Origin of the sequence: Mycobacterium branderi (genome assembly GCF_010728725.1) — a bacterium.
GTDB classification, from domain to species: domain Bacteria; phylum Actinomycetota; class Actinomycetes; order Mycobacteriales; family Mycobacteriaceae; genus Mycobacterium; species Mycobacterium branderi.
This window is the reverse complement of record NZ_AP022606.1, coordinates 577,431-601,227: the sequence shown is the minus strand read 5'-3', so window position 1 is coordinate 601,227 and position 23,797 is coordinate 577,431. Positions and strand designations below refer to the sequence as shown.

General features: G+C 67.0%; 26 protein-coding genes. 21 read left to right on the top strand and 5 right to left on the bottom strand.

Annotation, left to right across the window (positions count from 1 at the left end):
* Nucleotides 1-10: 10 nt before the first annotated feature.
* The 6 genes from G6N47_RS03320 to G6N47_RS03295 are packed head-to-tail and all read left to right on the top strand — an operon-like array spanning nt 11 to nt 5,702.
* Nucleotides 11-763, top strand: a complete 753-nt coding sequence (locus G6N47_RS03320; protein WP_083130178.1) for a deoxyribonuclease IV — start codon at nt 11-13, stop codon at nt 761-763.
* A gap of 2 nt (nt 764-765) precedes the next feature.
* Nucleotides 766-1,605, top strand: coding sequence for an extracellular catalytic domain type 1 short-chain-length polyhydroxyalkanoate depolymerase (locus G6N47_RS03315; RefSeq protein WP_083130177.1), 840 nt, complete (start codon nt 766-768; stop codon nt 1,603-1,605).
* A 47-nt stretch (nt 1,606-1,652) separates the two neighbouring features.
* Nucleotides 1,653-3,281: an acyl-CoA dehydrogenase family protein gene (locus tag G6N47_RS03310; RefSeq protein WP_083130176.1), complete on the top strand. Its 1,629-nt coding sequence runs from the start codon at nt 1,653-1,655 to the stop codon at nt 3,279-3,281.
* Nucleotides 3,278-4,216, top strand: a complete 939-nt coding sequence (locus G6N47_RS03305) for a crotonase/enoyl-CoA hydratase family protein (RefSeq protein ID WP_083130175.1) — start codon at nt 3,278-3,280, stop codon at nt 4,214-4,216. The genes G6N47_RS03310 and G6N47_RS03305 overlap by 4 nt, the downstream gene beginning before the upstream one ends.
* A 2-nt stretch (nt 4,217-4,218) precedes the next feature.
* The gene (locus G6N47_RS03300) at nt 4,219-4,941 is read left to right on the top strand and encodes a PaaX family transcriptional regulator C-terminal domain-containing protein (protein WP_083130174.1); all 723 of its coding nucleotides are present in this window, start codon (nt 4,219-4,221) and stop codon (nt 4,939-4,941) included.
* Complete coding sequence (locus G6N47_RS03295; RefSeq protein WP_083130173.1) at nt 4,938-5,702, top strand: crotonase/enoyl-CoA hydratase family protein; 765 nt, start codon at nt 4,938-4,940, stop codon at nt 5,700-5,702. Before G6N47_RS03300 ends, G6N47_RS03295 begins: the two co-directional genes overlap by 4 nt.
* 11 nt (nt 5,703-5,713) lie before the next feature.
* Here G6N47_RS03295 and G6N47_RS03290 read toward each other — a convergent pair whose 3' ends face one another.
* Both G6N47_RS03290 and G6N47_RS03285 read right to left on the bottom strand, forming a co-directional pair.
* Nucleotides 5,714-6,118: a DUF3060 domain-containing protein gene (locus G6N47_RS03290; protein WP_083130509.1), complete on the bottom strand. Its 405-nt coding sequence runs from the start codon at nt 6,116-6,118 to the stop codon at nt 5,714-5,716.
* Nucleotides 6,119-6,156: 38 nt separating this feature from the next.
* Nucleotides 6,157-6,531, bottom strand: coding sequence for a DUF3060 domain-containing protein (locus G6N47_RS03285; protein ID WP_083130172.1), 375 nt, complete (start codon nt 6,529-6,531; stop codon nt 6,157-6,159).
* Between the two features lie 156 nt (nt 6,532-6,687).
* Between G6N47_RS03285 and G6N47_RS03280 the strand changes: the two genes are divergently transcribed.
* From G6N47_RS03280 to G6N47_RS03250, 7 genes are all read left to right on the top strand, one after another.
* Entirely contained in the window at nt 6,688-7,323 is a 636-nt protein-coding gene (locus G6N47_RS03280) for a TetR/AcrR family transcriptional regulator (protein WP_083130171.1), read from the top strand.
* Between the two features lie 245 nt (nt 7,324-7,568).
* Complete coding sequence (rpsL, locus tag G6N47_RS03275; RefSeq protein ID WP_003879423.1) at nt 7,569-7,943, top strand: 30S ribosomal protein S12; 375 nt, start codon at nt 7,569-7,571, stop codon at nt 7,941-7,943.
* On the top strand, nt 7,943-8,413 hold the full coding sequence (gene rpsG / locus G6N47_RS03270) for a 30S ribosomal protein S7 (protein ID WP_045382601.1): 471 nt from the start codon (nt 7,943-7,945) through the stop codon (nt 8,411-8,413). Before rpsL ends, rpsG begins: the two co-directional genes overlap by 1 nt.
* An 82-nt stretch (nt 8,414-8,495) precedes the next feature.
* Nucleotides 8,496-10,601, top strand: coding sequence for an elongation factor G (gene fusA / locus G6N47_RS03265; protein ID WP_083130170.1), 2,106 nt, complete (start codon nt 8,496-8,498; stop codon nt 10,599-10,601).
* A 213-nt stretch (nt 10,602-10,814) separates the two neighbouring features.
* Nucleotides 10,815-12,005: an elongation factor Tu gene (tuf, locus tag G6N47_RS03260; protein ID WP_045382598.1), complete on the top strand. Its 1,191-nt coding sequence runs from the start codon at nt 10,815-10,817 to the stop codon at nt 12,003-12,005.
* Nucleotides 12,006-12,091: 86 nt separating this feature from the next.
* On the top strand, nt 12,092-12,919 hold the full coding sequence (locus G6N47_RS03255; protein ID WP_083130169.1) for an SHOCT domain-containing protein: 828 nt from the start codon (nt 12,092-12,094) through the stop codon (nt 12,917-12,919).
* A gap of 80 nt (nt 12,920-12,999) precedes the next feature.
* Nucleotides 13,000-13,818, top strand: a complete 819-nt coding sequence (locus G6N47_RS03250; RefSeq protein WP_083130508.1) for a mycofactocin-coupled SDR family oxidoreductase — start codon at nt 13,000-13,002, stop codon at nt 13,816-13,818.
* A 6-nt stretch (nt 13,819-13,824) separates the two neighbouring features.
* Here G6N47_RS03250 and G6N47_RS03245 read toward each other — a convergent pair whose 3' ends face one another.
* A complete protein-coding gene (locus G6N47_RS03245) occupies nt 13,825-15,045 on the bottom strand; it encodes a cytochrome P450 (RefSeq protein ID WP_083130168.1) in 1,221 nt (406 codons plus the stop codon).
* Between the two features lie 188 nt (nt 15,046-15,233).
* Here G6N47_RS03245 and G6N47_RS03240 point away from each other — a divergent pair, with 188 nt between their 5' ends.
* The gene (locus tag G6N47_RS03240) at nt 15,234-15,779 is read left to right on the top strand and encodes a TetR/AcrR family transcriptional regulator (RefSeq protein ID WP_083130167.1); all 546 of its coding nucleotides are present in this window, start codon (nt 15,234-15,236) and stop codon (nt 15,777-15,779) included.
* Nucleotides 15,780-15,838: 59 nt separating this feature from the next.
* A complete protein-coding gene (locus G6N47_RS03235; RefSeq protein WP_083130507.1) occupies nt 15,839-17,017 on the top strand; it encodes an NAD(P)/FAD-dependent oxidoreductase in 1,179 nt (392 codons plus the stop codon).
* A gap of 25 nt (nt 17,018-17,042) precedes the next feature.
* Here G6N47_RS03235 and G6N47_RS03230 read toward each other — a convergent pair whose 3' ends face one another.
* Entirely contained in the window at nt 17,043-18,092 is a 1,050-nt protein-coding gene (locus G6N47_RS03230) for a DUF2332 domain-containing protein (protein ID WP_083130166.1), read from the bottom strand.
* Nucleotides 18,089-18,685 carry a mycofactocin system transcriptional regulator gene (mftR, locus tag G6N47_RS03225; protein ID WP_163659540.1) on the bottom strand — a complete coding sequence of 199 codons (597 nt, stop codon included), beginning with the start codon at nt 18,683-18,685 and terminating at the stop codon, nt 18,089-18,091. The genes G6N47_RS03230 and mftR overlap by 4 nt, the downstream gene beginning before the upstream one ends.
* A gap of 78 nt (nt 18,686-18,763) precedes the next feature.
* On the opposite strand from mftR, the gene mftA reads away from it, so the two are divergent.
* From mftA to mftF, 6 genes are all read left to right on the top strand, one after another.
* Nucleotides 18,764-18,859, top strand: a complete 96-nt coding sequence (mftA, locus tag G6N47_RS03220) for a mycofactocin precursor MftA (RefSeq protein ID WP_139799378.1) — start codon at nt 18,764-18,766, stop codon at nt 18,857-18,859.
* On the top strand, nt 18,844-19,152 hold the full coding sequence (mftB, locus tag G6N47_RS03215; protein ID WP_139799325.1) for a mycofactocin biosynthesis chaperone MftB: 309 nt from the start codon (nt 18,844-18,846) through the stop codon (nt 19,150-19,152). Before mftA ends, mftB begins: the two co-directional genes overlap by 16 nt.
* Nucleotides 19,149-20,318 (top strand): mycofactocin radical SAM maturase, encoded by a 1,170-nt coding sequence (gene mftC / locus G6N47_RS03210; RefSeq protein ID WP_083130164.1) that lies wholly within the window; start codon nt 19,149-19,151, stop codon nt 20,316-20,318. Before mftB ends, mftC begins: the two co-directional genes overlap by 4 nt.
* The gene (gene mftD, locus G6N47_RS03205; protein WP_083130163.1) at nt 20,291-21,502 is read left to right on the top strand and encodes a pre-mycofactocin synthase MftD; all 1,212 of its coding nucleotides are present in this window, start codon (nt 20,291-20,293) and stop codon (nt 21,500-21,502) included. Before mftC ends, mftD begins: the two co-directional genes overlap by 28 nt.
* A gap of 132 nt (nt 21,503-21,634) precedes the next feature.
* Nucleotides 21,635-22,381: a mycofactocin biosynthesis peptidyl-dipeptidase MftE gene (gene mftE / locus G6N47_RS03200; protein ID WP_083130162.1), complete on the top strand. Its 747-nt coding sequence runs from the start codon at nt 21,635-21,637 to the stop codon at nt 22,379-22,381.
* Complete coding sequence (mftF, locus tag G6N47_RS03195) at nt 22,378-23,790, top strand: mycofactocin biosynthesis glycosyltransferase MftF (RefSeq protein ID WP_083130161.1); 1,413 nt, start codon at nt 22,378-22,380, stop codon at nt 23,788-23,790. The genes mftE and mftF overlap by 4 nt, the downstream gene beginning before the upstream one ends.
* Nucleotides 23,791-23,797: the final 7 nt, after the last annotated feature.

Genomic DNA, 23,797 nt, shown 5'->3' with positions numbered 1-23,797 from the left:
CACTTGCCGCGTGCTCATCGGTTCGCATGTAAGCCCGAAAGATCCGCTCGGCGCCGCCGCGGCCGACGGCGCCGACTTGGTGCAGATCTTCCTCGGCAATCCGCAGAGCTGGAAGAAGCCGAAACCACGCGACGACGCGGCCGAGCTGAAGGCGTCGAGCATCCCGCTCTACGTCCACGCGCCCTACCTGATCAACGTCGCGTCGGCGAACAACCGGGTACGGATCCCGTCGCGCAAAATTCTCCAGGACACCTGCGATGGGGCTGCCGAGGTCGGGGCCACGGCCGTGATCGTGCACGGGGGCCACGTTGACGACGACGACATCGCCGCCGGTTGCGAACGTTGGCGAAAGGCGATGGAGCGCCTGGAAACCGAGGTGCCGGTCTACCTGGAGAACACCGCGGGCGGTGACCACGCGATGGCCCGCCACTTCGAAACCATCGCCCGGCTCTGGGACCACATCGGCGACACGGGTATCGGTTTCTGCCTGGACACCTGCCACGCGTGGGCGGCCGGCGAGGCGCTTATCGATGCCGTCGACCGCATCAAGGCGATCACCGGCCGCATCGATCTGGTGCACTGCAACGACTCCAGGGACGCGGCGGGCTCGGGCGCGGATCGCCACGCCAACATCGGCTCCGGCCAGATCGATCCCGAGCTGCTGGTCGCCGTGGTGAAAGCGGCCAACGCGCCCGTCGTCTGCGAAACCGCCGACGAAGGCCGCAAGGACGACATCGCCTTCCTGCGCGACCGCGTCGGCTAGCCATGATCGCCCGGCTCGCTGCGCTGCTCGGTGTGCTCGCGACGGTGGCGGCATGTGCGGCGTCCCCGCCCGCGACGGCCGCGTTGCCGGACGGTACCAGCGTGCACACGATCAGCGTCGGTGGCCTGGACCGGACCTATCGGGTGTACAAGCCGGCCGGGCTCCCGGAGTCGGCACCGCTGGTGGTCATGCTTCACGGCGGGTTCGGTAGCGCGCGGCAAGCCGAAAAGGCTTACGGCTGGAACCAATTGGCCGACACGATGAAATTTCTGGTCGCTTACCCCGACGGTGTGGGGCGGGCCTGGAACACCGGTGGCGGATGTTGCGGCCAACCCAGCCGCGACGGCGTCGACGACGTCGGCTTCATCATCGCGACCGTCACCGAGATCAGCCACGCGATCGGGGTCGACGCATCGCGGATCTACGCCACCGGGATCAGCAACGGCGGCATCATGGCCTACACGCTGGCGTGCCACACCGGCATGTTCGCGGCCATCGGTCCCGATGCGGCCACCCAACTCGACCCCTGCTCGTCGCCGCATCGCACATCGGTGATGCACATCCATGGGACCGGCGACCAGAACATCCGCTACAACGGCGGACGCGGCGCCGGCGTCGCGCACATCGACGGCCCACCGGTGCCGCAGGTGAATGCCTTCTGGCGCAACGTCGACCACTGCGCGCCGCCCACCACCAGCACCGAGCGCCGGGTCACCACCTCGACCGCCGAGTGTCCCGACAACCGCAGCGTGGTCCTGATGACCGTCGACGGTGGTGGGCACGAGTGGCCGCAATTCGCGACGTCGACGCTGTGGCGGTTTTTCGCGGCACACGCCGACTGAATATTACGTCTCTTGTGCGACTGTCGGAAAAGTGTAACACTGGGCGTATGCCAGACACGCATGTCGTCACCAACCAGGTCCCGCCACTGGAGGACCACAACCCCGCCACGTCGCCGGTTCTCGTCGAGGCGCTGATCCGCGAGGGCGGGCAGTGGGGTCTCGACGAGGTCACCGAACTCGGCGCGATCTCCGGCAGCGCCCAAGCCCAGCGCTGGGGCGAGTTGGCCGACCGCAACCGGCCGATCCTGCACACCCACGACCGCTACGGCCACCGCATCGACGAGGTGGAGTACGACCCGGCGTATCACGAGCTGATGCGCACGGCTATCGCGCACGGCCTGCATGCCGCGCCGTGGGCGGAAACAAAGCCCGGCGCGCATGTGGTGCGGGCGGCCAAGACCAGCGTCTGGACCGCCGAACCCGGCCATATGTGCCCGATCTCGATGACCTACGCCGTCGTCCCGGCATTGCGGCACAACCCGGAGCTGGCAAAGGTTTACGAGCCGCTGCTGACCAGCCGGGTCTACGACCCGGAACTCAAGGTGCCGACGGCCAAGGCCGGAATCACCGCCGGCATGTCGATGACCGAAAAGCAGGGCGGCTCCGACGTTCGCGCCGGCACCACCCAGGCCACCCGCAACGCCGACGGCAGCTATCGTCTCACCGGACACAAGTGGTTCACCTCGGCGCCGATGTGCGACATCTTCCTGGTGTTGGCCCAGGCGCCGGGCGGGCTGTCGTGCTTCTTGCTGCCGCGGGTGCTGCCCGACGGCAGCCGCAACCGAATGTTGTTGCAGCGGCTCAAGGACAAGCTGGGCAACCACGCCAATGCGTCCAGCGAGGTCGAGTACGACGGGGCAGTCGCCTGGCTGGTCGGCGAGGAGGGTCGCGGCGTGCCGACCATCATCGAGATGGTCAACCTGACGCGGCTGGACTGTGCGCTGGGCAGCGCCACCAGCATGCGCAGCGGGCTGACCCGGGCTGTCCATCACGCCCAGCACCGCAAGGCGTTCGGCGCGTATCTGATCGACCAGCCGCTCATGCGTAATGTGCTGGCGGACTTGGCGGTTGAGGCCGAGGCGGCCACGATGGTCGCGATGCGCATGGCCGGCGCCACCGACAACGCGGTGCGCGGCGACCAGACCGAGGCGCTGCTGCGCCGGATCGGGTTGGCCGCCGCCAAGTACTGGGTGTGCAAGCGAGCCACCCCGCACGCCGCCGAGGCGATGGAATGTCTGGGTGGCAACGGCTACATCGAGGACTTCGGCATGCCGCGGCTGTACCGGGAGGCGCCGCTGATGGGCATCTGGGAGGGCTCCGGCAATGTCAGTGCGCTGGATACCTTGCGCGCCATGGCAACTCGGCCCGAATGCGTCGAGGTGCTGTTCGCCGACCTGGCCAAGAGTGCGGGCCAGGACCCGCGGCTGGACGCGCATGTCGAGCGTCTGCGACCGCAGCTGGAGGATCTGGAGACGATCCAGTACCGGGCCCGCAGGGTCGCCGAGGACATCTGCCTGGCGCTGCAGGGCTCGCTACTGGTGCGTCACGGCCATCCTGCTGTTGCCGAAGCGTTCCTGGCCACCCGGCTCGGCGGCCAGTGGGGCGGCGCCTACGGCACCATGCCCACTGGGCTGGATCTGGCGCCGATCCTCGAGCGTGCGATGGTCAAGGGATGACTCACGCGATCAGGCCGGTCGACTTCGACAACCTGAAGACGATGACCTACGAGGTCACCGACCGGGTTGCGCGAATCACCTTCAACCGCCCCGAGAAGGGCAACGCGATCATCGCCGACACCCCGCTGGAACTCTCGGCGCTCGTCGAGCGCGCCGACCTGGACCCCAATGTGCACGTCATCTTGGTCTCCGGGCGGGGTGAAGGGTTTTGCGCCGGTTTCGATTTGAGCGCGTATGCCGACCGGACCTCCTCGGCCGGCGGCACCGGGCCGTACGAGGGCACTGTGCTGGACGGTAAGACCCAGGCCGTCAACCATCTGCCCAACCAGCCGTGGGACCCGATGATCGACTACCAGATGATGAGCCGCTTCGTGCGCGGGTTCTCGTCCCTGATGCACGCCGACAAGCCGACGGTGGTCAAGATCCACGGCTACTGCGTGGCCGGCGGCACCGACATCGCGCTGCACGCCGACCAGGTGATCGCCGCCTCCGACGCCAAGATCGGCTACCCGCCGACCAGGGTCTGGGGAGTGCCCGCAGCGGGGCTGTGGGCCCACCGGCTCGGCGACCAGCGCGCCAAACGCCTTCTGCTGACCGGGGATTGCATCACCGGCACGCAAGCCGCCGAGTGGGGCCTGGCGGTCGAGGCGCCGGATCCGAAGGATCTCGACGAGCGCACCGAGAGACTCGTGGAGCGCATCGCCGCGGTACCGGTCAACCAGCTGATCATGGTCAAGCTCGCGCTGAATTCGGCGCTGCTGCAACAAGGTGTGGCGACCAGCAGAATGGTCAGCACCGTGTTCGACGGCATCGCCCGGCACACCCCGGAGGGTCATGCGTTCGTCGCCGACGCCGTCGAGCACGGCTTCCGCGACGCTGTCAAGCATCGCGACCAGCCGTTCGGCGACTACGGCCGCCAAGCATCCGGGGTCTAGGCATGCGCAAGATGACGGCCCGCTCGGTGGTGCTGTCGGTGCTGCTGGGCGCTCACCCCGCATGGGCCAGCGCTGCCGAATTGATCAGGCTCACCAGTGATTTCGGTATCAAAGAGCCCACACTACGGGTCGCGCTGACCAGGATGGTCAGCGGCGGGGACCTCATCCGCTCCGCCGACGGGTACCGCCTGTCCGACCGGCTGCTGGCCCGCCAGCGCCGCCAAGACGAGGCGATCAGCCTGCGGGTAAAGCCGTGGCGCGGCTATTGGACCACCTTGATCGTCACCAGCATCGGCACCGACGCACGCACTCGCGCCACCCTGCGAACCACATTGCACGACAATCGGTTCGGCGAACTGCGCGAAGGGGTGTGGATGCGGCCGGACAACATGGCGCTCGAATTGGACGCCGAGATCCGTTGCCGGCTGCGCATCCTCAAGGCCCGCGACGACGAGCCCGCGGACCTGGCCGGGCGGCTGTGGGATCTGCCGGGGTGGTCGCAGGCCGGCCACGGCTTGCTCGACGAGATGGCCGCCGCCTCCGACATTCCCGGCCGGTTCGTGGTGGCCGCCGCGATCGTTCGCCACCTGCTGAGCGACCCCATGCTGCCGAGCGAACTGCTGCCTGCCGACTGGCCCGGCGCCCAGTTGCGCGCCGCCTACCACGACTTCGCCGCCGAACTGACCAAGCGGCGTGACGGCATCCAACTAGTGGAGGCGAGATGAGCGAGCCTGTGCGGGTAGAGCGCAATGGCCCGGTGACCACCGTGATCCTGAACCGGCCGGAGGCCCGCAACGCCGTCAACGGCCCGACGGCTGCCGCCCTGTTCGCCGCGTTCGAGGAGTTCGACCGCGACGATGCCGCGTCGGTGGCGGTGCTGTGGGGGGACGGTGGAACGTTTTGCGCGGGAGCCGATTTGAAGGCATTCGGCACACCGGACGCCAACCAGGTGCACCGGACCGGCCCCGGGCCGATGGGCCCGACGCGAATGGTGTTGTCCAAGCCCGTGATCGCCGCGGTGAGCGGGTATGCGGTGGCCGGGGGCCTGGAACTGGCGCTGTGGTGCGATATGCGGGTCGCGGAGGAGGACGCGGTCTTCGGGGTGTTCTGCCGGCGCTGGGGCGTCCCGCTGATCGACGGCGGCACCATCCGGCTGCCCCGACTGATCGGCCACAGCCGGGCGATGGACATGATCCTCACCGGCCGCGGCGTCGACGCCACCGAAGCCCACGCGATGGGCCTGGCCAATCGCGTCGTGCCCAAGGGGCAGGCCCGCCAGGCCGCCGAGGAGCTGGCCGCGCAGCTGGCCGCGCTGCCGCAGCAGTGCATGCGATCGGATCGACTCTCGGCGCTACACCAATGGGGCGCAACCGAATCGGAGGCGCTGGACTACGAATTCGCCAGCATCTCCCGCGTCAGCGCCGAGGCGATGGAAGGTGCGGGACGCTTCGCGGCCGGCGCGGGCCGCCACGGCGCCAGCGCTTGACGCGGAAGAACCTAGCCCTTGTTGATCGTGTTGCCCGAACCCAGGTTGTCGACTTTGGGGTCGCCGTTCTTGTAGGTGATCGTGTTGTTGAGACCGACGACGCTGAGTTGCTTGTCGATCTTGTCGAAGGTGATCTTGTTGTCGGCGCCGCCGATGCTCACCGTCCCGCAGGTGCCCTTGACGGTCAGCGTGTTGTTGGAACCGCCGACATTCAGCGACTTCCCGTCGGCGCAGTCGAGATCGGTTGTGGTTCCGAACGATCCGTAGTTGATCGTGTTGCCGACCTCGAACTGTGCGCCGGTGCTCCCGCTCGTGGTGCTGGTCGACGGCGTCGCGTGTTTCTCATGCGATCCGCAGCCGGCCAGCCCGAAAACCACCACTGCCGCAGACAGCGCCAGAATCGTGTACGCGCGCATTTGTTCCTCGATTCTCCGGTTGTGGCTGTGCAAAAAACTCACGCTGCACGGTTGATCCGGTTGACCATGCCCAGTTCGCGACCGCGATCCCAAATGACCGGGTCGCCGTTGCGGAAGTACACCGTCTCGTCGGAACCGTAGACGGTGATGTCGTTGACGACAGTGTCGGCGACCACGGTGTTGCCCGAACCCATGACCGTCACCGCCCAGCAGGTTCCCAGCGCGTTGACGGAATTGGACGTGCCGTTGACGATCAGCGTGGCGTTGTTGCAGTCCACGGTCTGCTCGACACCTTCGCCGGTGATGTGCGTGTCACCGTTCTTGGCGGATGCGGTTGGGGCCCCGGCGAACAATGCGAAACCAATGGCGATCGCACAGGCCGTCGACGTGCGGCCAAGGGTCGTCCATTTCACCGCGCGTTCCTCTCGCCGTGGCGGGTGATCTGCTCGAGGAGAGCCTACGTGCAATGCCCTGTGCAATGGCCGGCTTCCCGGATTTGTCAACTAGAGTTCTTCGCTGACCCCGGTCCAATTGGGAAGCGGGTCGAGGCAAACCGAAGGGCGATCACCATGGCAGCAGAGCCGGAAGCAGCCGGTGGTCGCTCGCGCGCCGCGACCAAGTCGACCGCCCGCCCCGCGAAGCTGAGCCGCGACATCATCATCAACGCCGCGCTCACCTTCTTAGACCGGGAGGGCTGGGACGCGCTGACCATCAACGCGCTGGCGACGCAGCTGGGAACCAAGGGGCCGTCGCTCTACAACCACGTGCACAGCCTGGAAGACCTGCGCCGCACGGTGCGCATGCGGGTGATCGACGACATCATCACGATGCTGAACAGGGTTGGCGAGGGCCGGGCCCGCGACGACGCCGTGCTGGTCATGGCCGGCGCCTACCGCAGCTACGCCCATCACCACCCCGGTCGCTATTCCGCGTTCACCCGGATGCCGCTCGGCGGCGACGACCCGGAATACACCGCGGCCACCAGGGCCGCGGCCGCGCCGGTCATCTCGGTGCTGACCTCCTACGGCCTCGACGGCGAGGAAGCCTTCTATGCGGCGCTGGAGTTCTGGTCGGCGCTGCACGGGTTCGTTCTGCTCGAGATGACCGGGGTGATGGACGAGATCGACACCGACGCGGTGTTCTCAGACATGGTGCTGCGACTGGCGGCCGGCCTGGAACGTCGAAGCGGAGCCAACGCCGGGTAGGCGGTTGATCGCCGCTTTGACCTGCCCGACCAGCGGCGGGTATTGTTGATGCTCGCGCCTGGCCTCGTACGGCGCCTTCGGTGACGTAAGGCGTGCCGCCGGGCCAATTCGCATGTCCATGACGCAACGGATGACGCTGCGGTGTGTTCGAGGCGGGCGCGTGCGACACGCCCGGTCGCGGGGTACTGCGGCGGGGCGTAACTGCAGTACAGAGACTTGAATACAGCAACACAGAAAGCCGGTAGATGCCAACCATTCAGCAGCTGGTCCGCAAGGGGCGCCGCGACAAGATCGGCAAGGTCAAGACCGCGGCCCTCAAGGGCAGCCCGCAGCGCCGTGGCGTGTGCACGCGCGTGTACACCACCACCCCGAAGAAGCCGAACTCGGCGCTTCGGAAGGTCGCGCGCGTCAAGCTGACCAGCCAGGTTGAGGTCACCGCATACATCCCCGGCGAGGGTCACAACCTGCAGGAGCACTCGATGGTGCTGGTGCGTGGCGGCCGGGTGAAGGATCTGCCCGGCGTGCGCTACAAGATCATCCGCGGCTCGCTCGACACCCAGGGCGTCAAGAACCGCAAGCAGGCCCGCAGCCGTTACGGCGCCAAGAAGGAGAAGAGCTGATGCCGCGCAAGGGCCCCGCGCCGAAGCGTCCGCTGGTCAACGACCCGGTCTACGGGTCGCAGCTGGTCACCCAGCTGGTGAACAAAGTTCTCCTGAAAGGGAAGAAATCCCTCGCCGAGCGCATTGTCTACGGTGCGCTCGAACAGGCCCGCGAAAAGACCGGCACCGACCCGGTCATCACCCTCAAGCGGGCTCTCGACAACGTCAAGCCGGCGCTGGAAGTCCGCAGCCGCCGCGTCGGTGGTGCCACCTACCAGGTGCCCGTCGAGGTACGCCCGGACCGGTCCACCACGCTGGCGCTGCGTTGGCTGGTCAGCTTCTCCCGGCAACGGCGGGAGAAGACCATGGTCGAGCGTCTGGCAAACGAGATCCTGGATGCCAGCAACGGCCTCGGCGCTTCCGTCAAGCGGCGTGAGGACACCCACAAGATGGCCGAAGCCAACCGAGCCTTCGCGCACTATCGCTGGTAGATAGGGCGCCGCGCGCCCGGAGCCGGGCTGCCAGAGGCCCGAAAGACAGCAACCAAGCAACGATGAGAGTGGGAAGACTTCTGTGGCACAGAAGGACGTGCTAACCGACCTGAGCAAGGTCCGCAACTTCGGCATCATGGCGCACATCGATGCCGGCAAGACCACGACGACCGAACGCATCCTCTACTACACCGGCATCAACTACAAGATCGGTGAGGTCCACGACGGCGCGGCCACGATGGACTGGATGGAGCAGGAGCAGGAGCGGGGGATCACCATCACCTCCGCGGCCACCACGACGTTCTGGAAAGACAACCAGCTCAACATCATCGACACGCCCGGTCACGTCGACTTCACCGTCGAGGTGGAGCGCAACCTGCGCGTGCTCGACGGCGCCGTGGCCGTGTTCGACGGCAAGGAGGGCGTGGAGCCGCAGTCCGAGCAGGTGTGGCGGCAGGCCGACAAGTACAACGTGCCGCGGATCTGCTTCGTCAACAAGATGGACAAGATCGGCGCCGACTTCTACTTCTCGGTCAAGACCATGGAAGAGCGGCTCGGCGCCAACGCGGTGCCGATCCAGCTGCCGATCGGCTCGGAGAGCGAGTTCGAGGGCGTCGTCGACCTGGTCGAGATGAACGCCAAGGTCTGGCGCGGCGAAACCAAGCTCGGCGAGACCTACGACACCATCGACATCCCGGCCGAGTTGGCCGAGACGGCCGAGGAATACCGCACCAAGCTGCTGGAGCTCGTCGCCGAGACCGACGAGGAGCTGCTGGAGAAGTACGTCGGCGGCGAGGAGATCACCGTCGACGAGATCAAGGCCGCGATCCGCAAGCTGACGATCGCCAGCGAGATCTACCCGGTGCTGTGCGGCAGTGCGTTCAAGAACAAGGGCGTACAGCCGATGCTCGACGCCGTCGTCGACTACCTGCCGTCGCCGCTGGACGTGCCGCCGGCAACCGGCCACGCCCCCGGCAACGAGGACGAAGAGATCGTCCGGCACGCGTCCACCGACGAGCCGTTCTCGGCGCTGGCCTTCAAGATCGCGACGCATCCGTTCTTCGGCAAGCTCACCTACATCCGGGTCTACTCCGGCACGGTGGACTCCGGCAGCCAGGTGATCAACGCCACCAAGGGCAAGAAGGAGCGGCTGGGCAAGCTGTTCCAGATGCACTCCAACAAGGAAAACCCCGTCGAGCGGGCCAGCGCAGGCCACATTTACGCGGTGATCGGCCTGAAGGACACCACCACCGGCGACACGCTCTCCGACCCCAACCAGCAGGTTGTCCTGGAGTCGATGACCTTCCCCGACCCGGTCATCGAGGTGGCCATCGAGCCCAAGACCAAGAGCGACCAGGAGAAGCTTTCGGCGTCGATCCAGAAGCTGGCCGAGGAGGACCCGACCTTCAAGGTGCACCTGGATCAAGAGACCGGCCAGACCGTGATCGGCGGGATGGGCGAGCTGCACCTGGACATCCTGGTCGACCGGATGCGCCGCGAATTCAAGGTCGAGGCCAACGTCGGTAAGCCGCAGGTGGCGTACAAGGAGACCATTCGCCGCAAGGTGGAGCACGTCGAGTACACCCACAAGAAGCAGACCGGCGGCTCGGGCCAGTTCGCCAAGGTCATCATCACCGTCGAGCCGTTCACCGGCGAGGACGGCGCCACCTACGAGTTCGAGAACAAGGTCACCGGTGGCCGCGTGCCCCGCGAGTACATCCCGTCGGTGGACGCCGGCGCCCAGGACGCCATGCAGTACGGTGTGCTGGCCGGCTACCCGCTGGTCAACCTGAAGGTGACGCTTGAAGACGGCGCGTTCCACGAGGTGGACTCGTCGGAAATGGCGTTCAAGATCGCTGGTTCGCAGGCGCTGAAGAAGGCGGCCGGCCAGGCGCAGCCGGTGATCCTGGAACCGATCATGGCCGTCGAGGTCACCACGCCCGAGGACTACATGGGCGACGTGATCGGCGACCTGAACTCCCGCCGTGGCCAGATCCAGGCCATGGAGGAGCGCGGCGGTGCACGTGTCGTCAAGGCGCACGTGCCGCTGTCGGAGATGTTCGGCTACGTCGGCGACCTGCGGTCGAAGACTCAAGGCCGGGCGAACTACTCCATGGTGTTCGACTCCTACGCCGAAGTGCCGGCGAACGTGTCGAAGGAGATCATCGCGAAGGCGACGGGCGAGTGAGTCGCGAGGCGACGGCGAGTGAGCACAGCTCACGAGTGAGGAGCCGAGCAATCAGCAGAAGCTCACGAGCGCGGAGCCGAGCAATCGTCAGAAGCGAAGGCGACGGGCGAGTGATCTCACCGGGGGAGTAACCTTGCCCGGTCACTACCGGGGCACAACTGAAACCATCAACACTGCTTTTTTAAGCACCAACAAGTCCAGGAGGACACAGAAGTGGCGAAGGCGAAGTTCGAGCGGACGAAGCCGCACGTCAACATCGGGACCATCGGTCACGTTGACCACGGCAAGACCACGCTGACCGCGGCAATTACCAAGGTCCTGCACGACAAGTACCCGGAGTTGAACGAGTCGCGGGCATTCGACCAGATCGACAATGCGCCCGAGGAGCGTCAGCGCGGTATCACCATCAACATCTCCCACGTGGAGTACCAGACCGAAAAGCGTCACTACGCGCACGTCGACGCCCCCGGCCACGCCGACTACATCAAGAACATGATCACCGGCGCCGCCCAGATGGACGGCGCGATCCTGGTGGTCGCCGCCACGGACGGCCCGATGCCGCAGACCCGTGAGCACGTGCTGCTGGCCCGTCAGGTCGGGGTGCCCTACATCCTGGTCGCACTGAACAAGGCCGACATGGTCGACGACGAGGAGCTGCTCGAGCTCGTCGAGATGGAGGTCCGTGAGCTGCTGGCCGCCCAGGAGTTCGACGAGGACGCCCCGGTGGTCAAGGTATCGGCGCTCAAGGCGCTCGAGGGCGACCCGAAGTGGGTCGAGTCCGTCGAGGAGCTGATGAACGCCGTCGACGAGTCGATCCCGGACCCGGTCCGCGACACCGACAAGCCGTTCCTGATGCCGGTCGAGGACGTCTTCACGATCACCGGTCGCGGCACGGTCGTCACCGGCCGTGTCGAGCGCGGCGTGATCAACGTCAACGAGGAAGTCGAGATCGTCGGCATCCGGCCGGAGACCACCAAGACCACGGTCACCGGCGTGGAGATGTTCCGCAAGCTGCTCGACCAGGGCCAGGCCGGTGACAACGTCGGTCTGCTGCTGCGTGGTGTCAAGCGTGAGGACGTCGAGCGTGGCCAGGTGGTCACCAAGCCGGGTACCACCACCCCGCACACCGAGTTCGAGGGTCAGGTCTACATCCTGTCCAAGGACGAGGGCGGCCGCCACACGCCGTTCTTCAACAACTACCGTCCGCAGTTCTACTTCCGCACCACCGACGTGACCGGTGTGGTGACGCTGCCGGAGGGCACCGAGATGGTGATGCCCGGCGACAACACCGACATCTCGGTGAAGCTGATCCAGCCCGTCGCCATGGACGAGGGTCTGCGGTTCGCCATCCGCGAGGGTGGCCGTACCGTCGGCGCTGGCCGGGTCACCAAGATCATCAAGTAGTTCCGTACGGCGCAAAGCCCCCGCACGCCCTGCGCGTCGGGGGCTTTTGCGTCTGTGCGCCACCGTGGCGCGATACTCTCACTCGCGTGTTGTGGCGCTATGTGAAATCGCAGTTGTTCGTGCTGCTGTGCGGCGGCCTGGTCGGGCCGATCTTTTTGGTCGTCTATTTCGCCACCGGCCAGGAGAGCTTGCTGAAGTGGATGTTCTACGTCGGCTTGCTGGTGACGGCAGCCGATGTTCTGATTGCCCTCGCGCTGGCCAACTACGGCGCCAAGTCGGCGGCCAGAGCAGCCGCGCTCGAACAAAGCGGCGTCCTGGCGCTCGCCCAGATCATGGGAATCACCGAAACCGGTACCCGTATCAACGACCAACCGTTGGTGAAATTGCAGCTGCATATCTCCGGGCCCGGCTTCACACCGTTCGACAGCGAAGACCGGGTCATCGCCAGCGTCACCCGGCTGGGTAACATCACCGCGCGCAAATTGGTGGTTCTCGTCGATCCTGCTACGCAGCAATACCAAATCGACTGGGAGAGAAGCGCATTGGTCAACGGTCTGGTGCCGGCCCAGTTCACCGTGTCGGAGGACAACACGACCTACGACCTGAGCGGCCAAGCGGGTCCGTTGATGGAGATCCTGCAAATCCTCAAAGCCAACGGCATTCCGGTGAACCGGATGGTCGATGTGCGGTCCAACCCGGTGCTTCGCCAACAGATTCAGGCGGTGGTGCGCCGCGCGGCAAGCCAGGCCGCGCAACCCGCGGCCGCCGTCGCCTCGGCAGCGGGGCCGGTGGACACCGTGCCGGAGCAGTCGATCGGCGAACGCCTGCAGGAGTTGGAGCGCCTGCACCAGTCGGGCGCGGTGACCGACGAGGAGTATGCCAGCAAACGCGCCCAGATCATCGCCGAACTCTGAGCCCGGCAACGGATCGGCCCCACTAGAACACGTTTCAGTTCGGCTGCTAGCCTGATCGGCAGTCAGTGGAAGGGACGTCGTTGTCAGCTACGTTGCACGGCCGGGTGGCGTTCGTCACGGGTGCCGCCCGCGGTCAGGGACGCTCGCACGCAATCCGGCTGGCGCGCGAGGGCGCCGACATCATCGCCGTGGACATCTGCGCACCGGTCTCCACGAGCATCACCTATCCGGCGGCCACCGCCGAGGACCTTGCCGAGACCGTCCGCGCCGTGGAGGCCGAAGGGCGCAAGGTGCTGGCGCGCGAGGTCGACATTCGTGACGACGCCTCGCTGCGGCAGCTGGTTGCCGACGGCGTCGAGCAGTTCGGCCGGCTCGACATCCTGGTGGCCAATGCCGGTGTGCTGAGCTGGGGCCGGGTTTGGGAACTCACCGACGACCAGTGGGACGCCGTCATCGGCGTCAACTTGACGGGCACGTGGCGCACCATCAGGGCAGTGGTCCCCGCGATGATCGAGGCCGGTAACGGCGGCTCGATCGTGGTGGTCAGCTCGTCGGCCGGGCTGAAGGCCACACCCGGCAACGGGCATTACGCGGCGTCCAAGCATGGGCTGGTCGGGCTGGCCAACACGCTGGCACTCGAGCTCGGCGAATTCGGTATCCGGGTCAACTCGATCCACCCGTATTCGGTGGACACGCCGATGATCGAGCCGGAAGCGATGACGCAGATCTTCGCCAAGCACCCGCATTACATTCACAGCTTTGCGCCAATGCCGTTGCAGCCCAACGGGTTTATGACGACCGACGAGGTGTCCGATGTGGTGGTGTGGCTGGCCGGTGACGGTTCGGGCACTTTGTCGGGTGCGCAGATCCCCGTCGACAAGGGCGTATTGAAGTACTGACCGGCGCTATTCGCAGGCCAGTTGCAGACGTTCGAGGCGGCGCACCAGAAGGCTCGGCAGCCACCGGCCGGTTTCAGCCGCTTCGATTTTCGAGGTGCGCTCCAGGAGCCGACCGAGCACGATGCGGGCTTCCAGTCGCGCGAGTGCAGCGCCAACGCAGAAGTGGGCGCCCTTGCCGAACGTGATGTGCCCCTTCCCGCCGGGACGGTCGAGCCGAAATTCGTCAGGGCTTTCGAAATGGGACGGATCGCGGTTGGCCGCCCCCCACAACAGGAGTAGTCGCGAACCCGCGGGGAGGTCGACACCGCACAAGGTGGTGTCGCGGACGACGTGGCGGTAGTGGCCCCGGAACGGCGGTTCGTAGCGCAATACTTCCTCGAGAAACGTGCCGAGCAGCTCCGGTTGGTCGCGCACCTGCTGTTGGATATCGGGCCGGGTCGCCAAAATCCAAGCCGCGGAACCGATTAACGAGGCGGTGGATTCACCTCCGGCGCTAAACAGCGTGATCATCATCGCCAGTGCCGTCAACTCGGGCAGTTCGCCCGCTGCGCAGGCTGTGGCCAGGTCGCCGAGCAGATTGTCGCGAGGGTCGGCGGCAGCTCGCTGAAATTGTTCGGTGATGTAGCCGCCGAGTTCCATCACCGCGATGCCTGCGGCGGTGAGCTGTTCGGCGTCGACCAGTCCTTCGACGACCTGGGTTGCGGCATAACCCCATTGGACGAGCCTGTCGATGTCCTCGTCGGGAACCCCGATAATCCGTCCGACAATCATCATCGGGAGACGATTCGCCACGGCACTCATCCACTCGATGTGCCCGTCGCGCAAGTGGGCATTCCACAACTGATCGGCAGTTGCCGCGATGAACGGCTCGAAGGCGCGAATGCGTTTCGCTGCCAGCTGCGGCGTGAGCATCTTTCGATGGATGGCGTGCGCGGGGTCGTCGGCCGTGGCCAGCGCCTGAGTCGGCCCGCCGAGCTCTCCCACCGGGAAAGCGGCCACCGTACCGTCGGGCTGATAGATCATCGTCGCGGTCAGGTTCGAGGAGAAATCCTCCGGACGGCCGATGGCGTCGTTGATGGCCTCCCAACTGCACACCGCGTAGAAGCCGGAATCGCCGATCCGGTGCACCGGCCCCGCGGCCAGCATGCGCTCGTACAGCGGGTAGGGGTCCTGAACGAACCGGTCGTGGAACAGCTCGATGCCCAGGCGGGCGTCCACCGACGTCATATGTTCAACCTGAGCGGCCCAACCTGCGGCGTCAAGCGGTTGGGGCCAAGTTGAAATCACTGGTGGCCGCAGGTGATCGCCGTCGTCTCAGGAGGTGTTCTCTGTCCAGGACGAACTGTGATACGCGAGCCCCTTTTTGTCTCAGATTTGAGAAGATGAAAGTCGTCGGGCGCGGAGGGCTTGTAGCGATGGTTCGGGAAGATTGGGTCGTCGGCGGCGATCGCCGCCGGGTTGCCGCAGAGCGCATCTATGCGGCCGCAACGGAACTTATTGTCCGCAAAGGACTGGACGCTTTCGACATCGACGCTTTGGCAGCCCACGTCCACTGTTCTCGCGCCACGATCTATCGCTATGCGGGTGGGAAAGCCCAAATCCGCGACGCCGTTCTGATGCGCATGGCGGCTCGCATTGTCGACACTGTTCGGCGCGCCGTAGATGGGCTGAGCGGGTCGGAACGGATGATCACTGCGATCACCGTGGCGCTGGAAGAGATCAGGTCCGATCCGATGCGCCGCCTGATGCTCGACTCCACCACCGCAGCCGATTTGGGGGACTTGCACTCGTCGCCGATGCTGGCTCATCTTGCCGCCGATCTCACCGGCATTACCGACGACGACTCCCAGGCCGCGCAATGGATCGTGCGGGTGGTCATGTCGCTGGCGTACTGGCCGATCGGCGACAGCCGTCGTGAGGAGGAAATGCTGAGGCGCTTCGTTACGCCCGCGTTCGACTAGTTTGACGCGGGAGGCGGGGTGGTGCGCCGTTGGCCGCCGCGATCGTGTATGAACTCCACGTGGGGACTAGCGAAAAAGGCATCGTGATCGTCGGCGGGGGGCTGGCCGCCGCACGGACCGCCGAACAACTGCGACGGGCGGACTACGCCGGTCCGCTGACCATCGTCAGCGACGAGGTGCATCTGCCCTACGACCGGCCGCCGCTGTCCAAAGAGGTGCTGCGCAGCGAGGTCGACGACGTCACCCTCAAACCGCGAGAGTTCTACGACGAGAACAACATCACGCTGCGACTGGGTTCGGCCGCAACCAGTCTTGACACCACGGCGCAGACGGTGACCCTCGACGACGGAACGGCGCTCGGCTACGACGAACTCGTCATCGCCACCGGCCTTGTGCCGCGGCGTATTCCGGCTTTCCCCGACTTGGAGGGCATCCGGGTATTGCGTTCGTTCGACGAGAGTCTGGCGCTGCGCAGGCACGCATCGGCCGCGCAGCGTGCCGTCGTCGTCGGTGCCGGCTTCATCGGCTGCGAGGTGGCGGCCAGCCTGCGCGGCCTGGGCGTGGAGGTGGTGCTGGTCGAACCGCAGCCCGCGCCGCTGGCAGCTGTGCTCGGCGCCCAGATCGGCGAGTTGGTGGCGCGGCTGCACCGGGCCGAGGGTGTCGACGTGCGCACCGAGCTCGGTGTGGCAGAGGTCCGCGGCCAGGGACACGTCGACACGGTGGTGCTGACCGACGGCGCCGAAGTGGGCGCCGATTTGGTGGTGGTCGGGATCGGGTCGCGGCCGGCGACGGACTGGCTGGACGGCAGTGGAATCGAGGTGGACAACGGCGTGCTCTGCGACGCGGCAGGGCGCACCAGCGTGCCCAACGTGTGGGCGCTCGGCGACGTCGCCTCCTGGCGTAACCCTGCGGGACATCAAGTGCGGGTTGAGCATTGGAGCAACGTCGCCGAACAGGCCCGGGTGGTGGTGCCGGCGATGCTGGGCCGGGAAACGCCGTCGAACGTTGTGGTGCCGTACTTCTGGAGCGACCAGTACGACGTCAAAATTCAGTGTCTGGGCGAGCCGCACGCCACCGACATCGTGCACCTCGTCGAGGACGACGGCCGACGGTTCCTGGCGTACTACGAGCGCGACGGCGTGGTGGTCGGCGTTGTCGGCGGCGGCATGCCCGCCAAGGTGATGAAGACCAGGGCCAAAATCGCTGCGGGAGCACCGATCTCCGACGTGCTGGAGTAACCGCTCGCGCAAGGGGGGGTGGAGGCTATTCCCACGTCACCGGCGGGCCGTGCGGCGAGCACGCCGCCAGAACCTCGTCGGTGCCGGCGGGCCAGCTGCGGGCGCGGACGAGGAACTCGACCGGGGAATCCGGTGTGCGCCTTTGCGGCTCCAAACTGAGGTGAACAAACGGCGACTCGGCGGTCGCCCGGTCCGCCTGGGTGTCGATCGCGTTCGTCGTGGCTTGCTGTTCGTCGCGGGAAAGGTACTGCCACATGATCGAATGCCACAGCACACTCACCGCGCCCGGCGCAACGGTGAGCTCGGCGACAGCGTCGGCGGCCCCGCGGCGCAACAGCTGCGCGGGCACCCGCCGGGCGATGTTGATCGCGCCGCGCAACCGCTCGAGCCTGGCGGTCATGTCCGGCCAGACATAGCTCAGCAGCGTGTATTCCCCGTCGCGGCTGGTGGCGTCGACGGGCGCGATGTCGTAGCCGCGCCGTTCGACGATCTGCACGGCGGCAGCCGGCGGCAGGTTGCCGCGCCAGGCGTCGTCGATGCGCACCGGCGAGTCGGCCGGACCCCACAGCCCGCCGGTATGGTGGTAGCGGTAATGGTCTGCCCGCAGGTTCAGCCCGGCACTGCATCCAATCTCGAAAAGCCTTATCGGCAACGCGAATCGGCGCGCGAGGATCAGCAGCGCACCGAGCAGCGCGGCGGACCGGCCCACTTCGTTGGTCTGTGGCGGCCGGTCGAGAGCAGCGCGCAGCATGTCGGCCTGCTCGTCAACGACGCGCGTGATCTCCGGCCAGGCCGCACCGGCGTCCCAGCGGCCGCCGGTGCTCGGATACCACTGGCGTAACGTCGGCGCGCGCCCGTCGAGCACCAGCCGGTGCAATCCGCCCAGCAGTCGCAGCGGCAGCGCCTGGCGCACCGGATCGTGTTCGTGCCCGGCCAGGATGCCGGCGAACACGCCGCCGGCCTCGACGTCGTCTGCCACCTGCTCGAGCAGCTCGCCGTACATGGGGGAGCCCAGCTCGGCGCACGCCTGCGCCTGCAAACGCAGGGACCTCTGCAGGCGGGTGCCGGTGCTCACCGGCCCAGTCGGTCCAGCCCGGCGCCCACGACGTCGAACGCATTCCCGAGGGCCTGCGGCAACGACACGGATTCGTCGTCGAGCCAATGCTCGTAGGCGCTCAACGCCACTCCGAGCATGGTCCACGCGACGGTTTGGGGCAGTAGATCGTGCGGTTCGACACCCGTTCGGTGCGCGACGAACTCGGCGATGACCGCACGCCAACCGGCATACATCGTCATCGAATACGCTTGCAGCTCAGCGGTTTGCAGGATCACCCGCATGCGCTGCCGGTGCCGGGCGGTCTCCGACTCGTCGAAGGTGTTGAACGCCAACAGCGCTGAGCGCAACGCCTCGCCGAGCGGCACGTCGGCGTCGACCTGGTTGAGCAGCTCCCGCAAATGCTGCAAATGGGCGTCGAAGTCGCCCCAGGGGATCGCGTTCTTGGACGCGTAGTAGCGGAACAGGGTTCGGCGGGCGATGCCGGCGGCTGCCGCGACGTCGTCGACGCTGACCTCCGCGAAACCGCGGGCAGCGAACAAGCCGAGGGCGACGTCGGTGATGTGGTGCGGCGTCGTAGAGCGGCGCCGGCCCACCCGCGACTGAGTCAGCATGACCCGCCCTTCCATTTCGGCACTCGATGCCATATTCTGACCGAGATTGTCGAACCCTTGACGATGAAAGGCAAGTTTATGGAGCCCAACAACCAGATCGACACCGACACCGAGCTGGTCACCGAGACCCTGGTGGAAGAGGTGTCCATCGACGGGATGTGCGGGGTCTACTGACCGTGCCCAGCCCGCCGGGCGGGTTCGATCCCGACGCCGGCTGGCGGTTGCACCCGCAAGTGGCAGTGCGCCCGGAACCGTTCGGCGCACTGCTCTATCACTTCGGTACCCGCAAGCTGTCGTTTTTGAAGAACCGCACCATCCTCGCGGTGGTGCAGTCGCTGGCCGATCACACCGACGTCTGGGCCGCCTGCCGCGCGGCGGGGGTCGCCGACGGCGAGCAGCGGCCCTATATGCACGCGCTGGGTGTGCTGGCCGACTCGAACATGCTGGTGCGCAAGGAGATTCAATGACAACTGTCGTCCCGCGGCTGATCGAGCAATTCGAGCAGGGCCTCGACGCACCCATCTGTCTGACCTGGGAGCTGACCTACGCCTGCAATCTGGCGTGCGTGCACTGCCTGTCGTCGTCGGGCAAGCGCGATCCGCGCGAGCTGTCCACCCGGCAATGCAAGGACATCATCGACGAGCTCGAACGCATGCAGGTGTTCTACGTCAACATCGGCGGCGGGGAACCCACTGTGCGGCCGGACTTTTGGGAGCTGGTCGACTACGCCACCGCGCACCACGTCGGTGTCAAGTTCTCCACCAACGGGGTGCGGATCACCCCCGAGGTGGCCGCGCGGCTGGCCGCCAGCGACTACGTCGACGTGCAGATCTCGCTCGACGGCGCAACTGCGGAGGTCAACGACGCCGTGCGCGGACCCGGCTCGTACGCCATGGCCATCCGCGCGCTGGAGAACCTGGCTGCCGCCGGCTTCGCCGACGCCAAGATCTCGGTGGTGGTCACCCGCCACAACGTCGACCAGCTCGACGAATTCGCCGCGCTGGCAAGCCGTTACGGTGCCACGCTGCGCATCACAAGGCTGCGGCCGTCGGGCCGCGGCGCCGACGTGTGGGACGAGTTGCACCCGACCGCCGCCCAGCAGGTGCAGCTGTACGACTGGCTGGTGGCCAAGGGGGAGCGGGTGCTGACCGGCGACTCCTTCTTCCACCTGTCGGCGCTCGGCGAACCCGGCGCACTGGCCGGCCTCAACATGTGCGGGGCCGGCCGGGTGGTCTGCCTGATCGACCCGGTCGGCGACGTCTATGCCTGTCCCTTCGCCATCCATGACCGATTCCTCGCCGGAAATGTGCTGTCCGACGGGGGGTTTGACAATGTGTGGAAGAACGCGCCGCTGTTCCGCGAACTCCGCGAACCACAGTCCGCGGGTGCCTGCGGAAGCTGCGGGCATTACGACAGCTGCCGCGGCGGCTGCATGGCCGCGAAGTTCTTCACCGGCCTGCCGATGGACGGCCCGGACCCGGAATGCGTGCAAGGCCACGGCGCGCCGGCGCTGGCCCGCGACCGCGACAAACCCCGCCCGGCCGGTGACCACTCCCGCCGCGCTCCGGTGCCGCTGACCCTGTCCACGCGTCCACCGCGACGCATCTGCAACGAAAGCCCGGTGCAGTCGTGAGCGCATGGTTCGAGACGGTCGCCGTCGCGCAGCAGCGCGCCAAGCGGCGGCTGCCGAAGTCGGTCTACGCCGCGCTGATCGCGGCCAGCGAAAAGGGCATCACCGTCGCCGACAACGTCGAGGCATTCAGCGAGCTGGGATTCGCGCCGCATGTGGTCGGCGCGGTCGAAAAGCGCGAACTGGCGACTACCGTTATGGGACAAGACATTTCGTTGCCGGTGATCATCTCGCCCACCGGGGTGCAGGCCGTGCACCCGGACGGCGAGGTGGCCGTGGCCCGGGCCGCCGCCGCGCGCGGCACCGCGATGGGATTGTCCTCGTTTGCCAGTAAGCCGATCGAGGACGTCATCGCCGCCAACCCCAAACTGTTCTTCCAGGTGTACTGGCTCGGCGGGCGCGAGGCGATCGCGGAGCGCGTCGAGCGGGCCCGCGCGGCCGGCGCCGTCGGGCTGATCGTCACCACCGACTGGACGTTCTCGCACGGGCGGGACTGGGGCAGCCCCAAGATCCCCGAGCAGATGAACCTGGCGACCATCCTGCGGCTGTCCCCGCAGGCCGTCACCCGCCCGGCCTGGCTCTGGCAATGGGGCAAGACGCTGCGCCCGCCGAACTTGCGGGTGCCCAACCAGGCGCCCAAAGGCGAGCCCGGTCCGCCGTTCTTCGCCGCCTACGGGGAGTGGATGGGCACCCCACCACCCACGTGGGAAGACATCGCGTGGCTGCGCGAACTGTGGGGCGGGCCGTTCATGCTCAAAGGCGTGATGCGGGTCGACGACGCGAAAAGGGCTGTGGACGCCGGTGTTTCGGCGATTTCGGTGTCCAACCACGGTGGCAACAACCTCGACGGTACCCCGGCGGCGATCCGTGCCCTGCCGGCGGTGGCCGACGCGGTCGGTGATCAGATCGAGGTGTTGCTGGACGGTGGCATCCGGCGCGGCAGCGACGTCGTCAAGGCGTTGGCGCTGGGTGCGCGTGCGGTGATGATCGGTCGCGCCTACCTGTGGGGCCTGGCCGCCGCCGGACAACCTGGGGTGGAGAACGTGCTCGACATCCTCCGGGCCGGCATCGACTGCGCGCTGATGGGGCTCGGCCACGGCGCCGTGCACGACCTGAGTCCGGACGACATCGTGGTCCCGCCGGAGTTTGCCCGAGCGCTCGGAGTGCCCGCGTCGGGCGGAGCCTGACGGCGCCGCGACGACCCCGTCGGCGACTCTGATACTCGCGTGGCAGACGTGGCTGTGGTGACCGGTCGTGACTCATCGAACGAAAACCCTCGAAAAAGTTCGCCGAGTCACCCAACAACCGGTGCACGCCAGGTGAATTCGTCCTACCATCGGCGAGTGGCCGTCCTCGGCGAACTTGGCAGCACGACGTCGAACCAGCTACACGGCATGTCGGCGGCGGTGATGGTCCCAGTGGGATCCACCGAACAGCACGGGCCGCACCTGCCGCTGGACACCGACACCCGGATCGCCGGCGCGGTCGCACGAGCGGTCGCTACCCGCCTCCTCGAAGCATCCGATCGGCTGCAGTGGCTGGTGGCACCGGCCATCGGCTACGGCGACAGCGGCGAGCACCAGAGCTTCCCCGGAACGATCTCCATCGGCACCGAGGCGCTGGCCACGCTGCTCGTCGAGTTCGGCAGGTCGGCGACCTGCTGGGCGCAGCGGCTGCTCTTCGTCAACGGCCACGGCGGCAACGTCGTCGCCTTGGACCGCGCGGTACGCCTGTTGCGATCGGAAGGACGCGACGCCGCCTGGTGTGCTTGCACGGCCAGCGGCGCCGACGCGCACGCAGGGCACACCGAAACATCGGTATTGCTGCATATTTCGCCCGCAGACGTGCTCACCGACCGGTGGTGTGCGGGAAACGGCGCCCCGTTGGCCGACCTGCTACCGTCGATGCGAAGTGGGGGAGTCGCGGCGGTCAGCGAGGTGGGCGTGTTGGGGGATCCGACGACGGCGACCGCGGCCGAGGGGGAACGGATCTTCACCGAGATGGTCGACGGTTGCGCGCGCCGGGTCGCGCGCTGGACACCAGGCGCCGACGGGATGCTGACATGACCCAGACCCGGTTGCCGGACGGGTTTGCTGTGCAGGTCGACAGACGCGTGCGCGTGCTCGGCCATGGCTCGGCTCTGCTGGGCGGGTCGCCCACCCGGCTGCTGCGGTTGGCGCCGGCCGCGCAGGACATGCTTGCCGACGGCCGGCTGAAGGTCCACGACGCGGTCAGCGCCGAGCTGGCGCGCACCCTGCTGGACGCGACGGTGGCCCATCCCAGGCCAGCCGGCGGCCCGTCGCATCGCGATGTCACTGTGGTAATTCCGGTGCGGGACAACGTATCTGGGTTGCGGCGCTTGCTGGCATCGCTGCGCGGCCTGCGTGTCATCGTCGTCGACGACGGCTCGATCCAGCCGATCAACCGGGACGACTTCACCGACGCGCACTGTGACATCGAGGTGCTGCGCCACGCCGTGAGCAAAGGGCCCGCGGCGGCGCGCAACACCGGACTAGCCGCCTGCACCACCGACTTCGTCGCATTCCTGGACTCCGACGTGGTCCCGCGCCGTGGCTGGCTGGAAGCCCTGCTCGGCCACTTCTGCGACCCCACCGTGGCGCTGGTTGCCCCGCGCATCATCGGCCTGGCCCAAAGTGACCATCTGGTGGCACGCTACGAGGCGGTGCGTTCGTCGCTGGATCTGGGCCAGCACGAGGCGCCCGTCGTCCCCTACACGAATGTCGCGTACGTTCCCAGTGCGGCGATCATTTGCCGGCGATCGACGCTGCGCGAGGTCGGTGGGTTCGACGAAAGTCTGCACTCCGGTGAGGATGTCGACCTCTGCTGGCGGCTGGTGGAAGCCGGTGCGCGGCTGCGGTACGAGCCAATTGCGTTGGTGGCACACGATCATCGCACCGATTTGCGGAATTGGGTTGCGCGCAAAGCATTTTACGGTGGCTCGGCCGCTCCGCTGTCGGCGCGCCACCCCGACAAGACGGCGCCGTTGGTGATCTCCGGCTGGGCGCTGGCGGCCTGGATCCTGATGACGGTCGGCTCGGGACTGGGTTACCTGGCATCGCTGTTGATAGCCGCCGTGACCGGTCGCAAGATCGCCAAGACCCTGGAGGGCCCCGACACGCAGATCTGGGACGTGCTGGCGGTGGCCACCCGCGGGCTCTGGTCGGCGGCGCTGCAGCTGGCGTCGGCGATCTGCCGCCACTACTGGCCCGTCGCGCTGCTCGCCGCCATCGTGTCCCGACATTGCCGCCGGGTGGTGGTGATCGCCGCCATTGTCGACGGCGTGGTGGACTGGCTGCGGCGCAGAGGAGCCACCGACGACGACGCCAAACCGATCGGGCTGCTGACCTACCTACTGCTCAAACGCGTCGACGATCTGGCGTATGGGATCGGGTTGTGGTGCGGAGTCGTGCGGGAACGCACTATCGGGCCGCTCAAGCCGCAGATCCGGGTCTGATTCCCCG

Bases quoted from the DNA above. Each gene is read 5' to 3' on its own strand.
- mftF (WP_083130161.1), top strand. From the start codon at position 22,378: ATGACCCAGACCCGGTTGCCGGACGGGTTTGCTGTGCAGGTCGACAGA.
- mftA (WP_139799378.1), top strand. From the start codon at position 18,764: ATGGAGCCCAACAACCAGATCGACACCGACACCGAGCTGGTCACCGAG.
- mftC (WP_083130164.1), top strand. From the start codon at position 19,149: ATGACAACTGTCGTCCCGCGGCTGATCGAGCAATTCGAGCAGGGCCTC.
- G6N47_RS03245 (WP_083130168.1), bottom strand. From the start codon at position 15,045: ATGACGTCGGTGGACGCCCGCCTGGGCATCGAGCTGTTCCACGACCGG.
- G6N47_RS03305 (WP_083130175.1), top strand. From the start codon at position 3,278: ATGACTCACGCGATCAGGCCGGTCGACTTCGACAACCTGAAGACGATG.
- G6N47_RS03300 (WP_083130174.1), top strand. From the start codon at position 4,219: ATGCGCAAGATGACGGCCCGCTCGGTGGTGCTGTCGGTGCTGCTGGGC.
- G6N47_RS03280 (WP_083130171.1), top strand. From the start codon at position 6,688: ATGGCAGCAGAGCCGGAAGCAGCCGGTGGTCGCTCGCGCGCCGCGACC.
- G6N47_RS03295 (WP_083130173.1), top strand. From the start codon at position 4,938: ATGAGCGAGCCTGTGCGGGTAGAGCGCAATGGCCCGGTGACCACCGTG.
- mftR (WP_163659540.1), bottom strand. From the start codon at position 18,685: ATGCTGACTCAGTCGCGGGTGGGCCGGCGCCGCTCTACGACGCCGCAC.
- G6N47_RS03315 (WP_083130177.1), top strand. From the start codon at position 766: ATGATCGCCCGGCTCGCTGCGCTGCTCGGTGTGCTCGCGACGGTGGCG.
- G6N47_RS03240 (WP_083130167.1), top strand. From the start codon at position 15,234: ATGGTTCGGGAAGATTGGGTCGTCGGCGGCGATCGCCGCCGGGTTGCC.
- rpsL (WP_003879423.1), top strand. From the start codon at position 7,569: ATGCCAACCATTCAGCAGCTGGTCCGCAAGGGGCGCCGCGACAAGATC.
- G6N47_RS03310 (WP_083130176.1), top strand. From the start codon at position 1,653: ATGCCAGACACGCATGTCGTCACCAACCAGGTCCCGCCACTGGAGGAC.
- G6N47_RS03290 (WP_083130509.1), bottom strand. From the start codon at position 6,118: ATGCGCGCGTACACGATTCTGGCGCTGTCTGCGGCAGTGGTGGTTTTC.
- rpsG (WP_045382601.1), top strand. From the start codon at position 7,943: ATGCCGCGCAAGGGCCCCGCGCCGAAGCGTCCGCTGGTCAACGACCCG.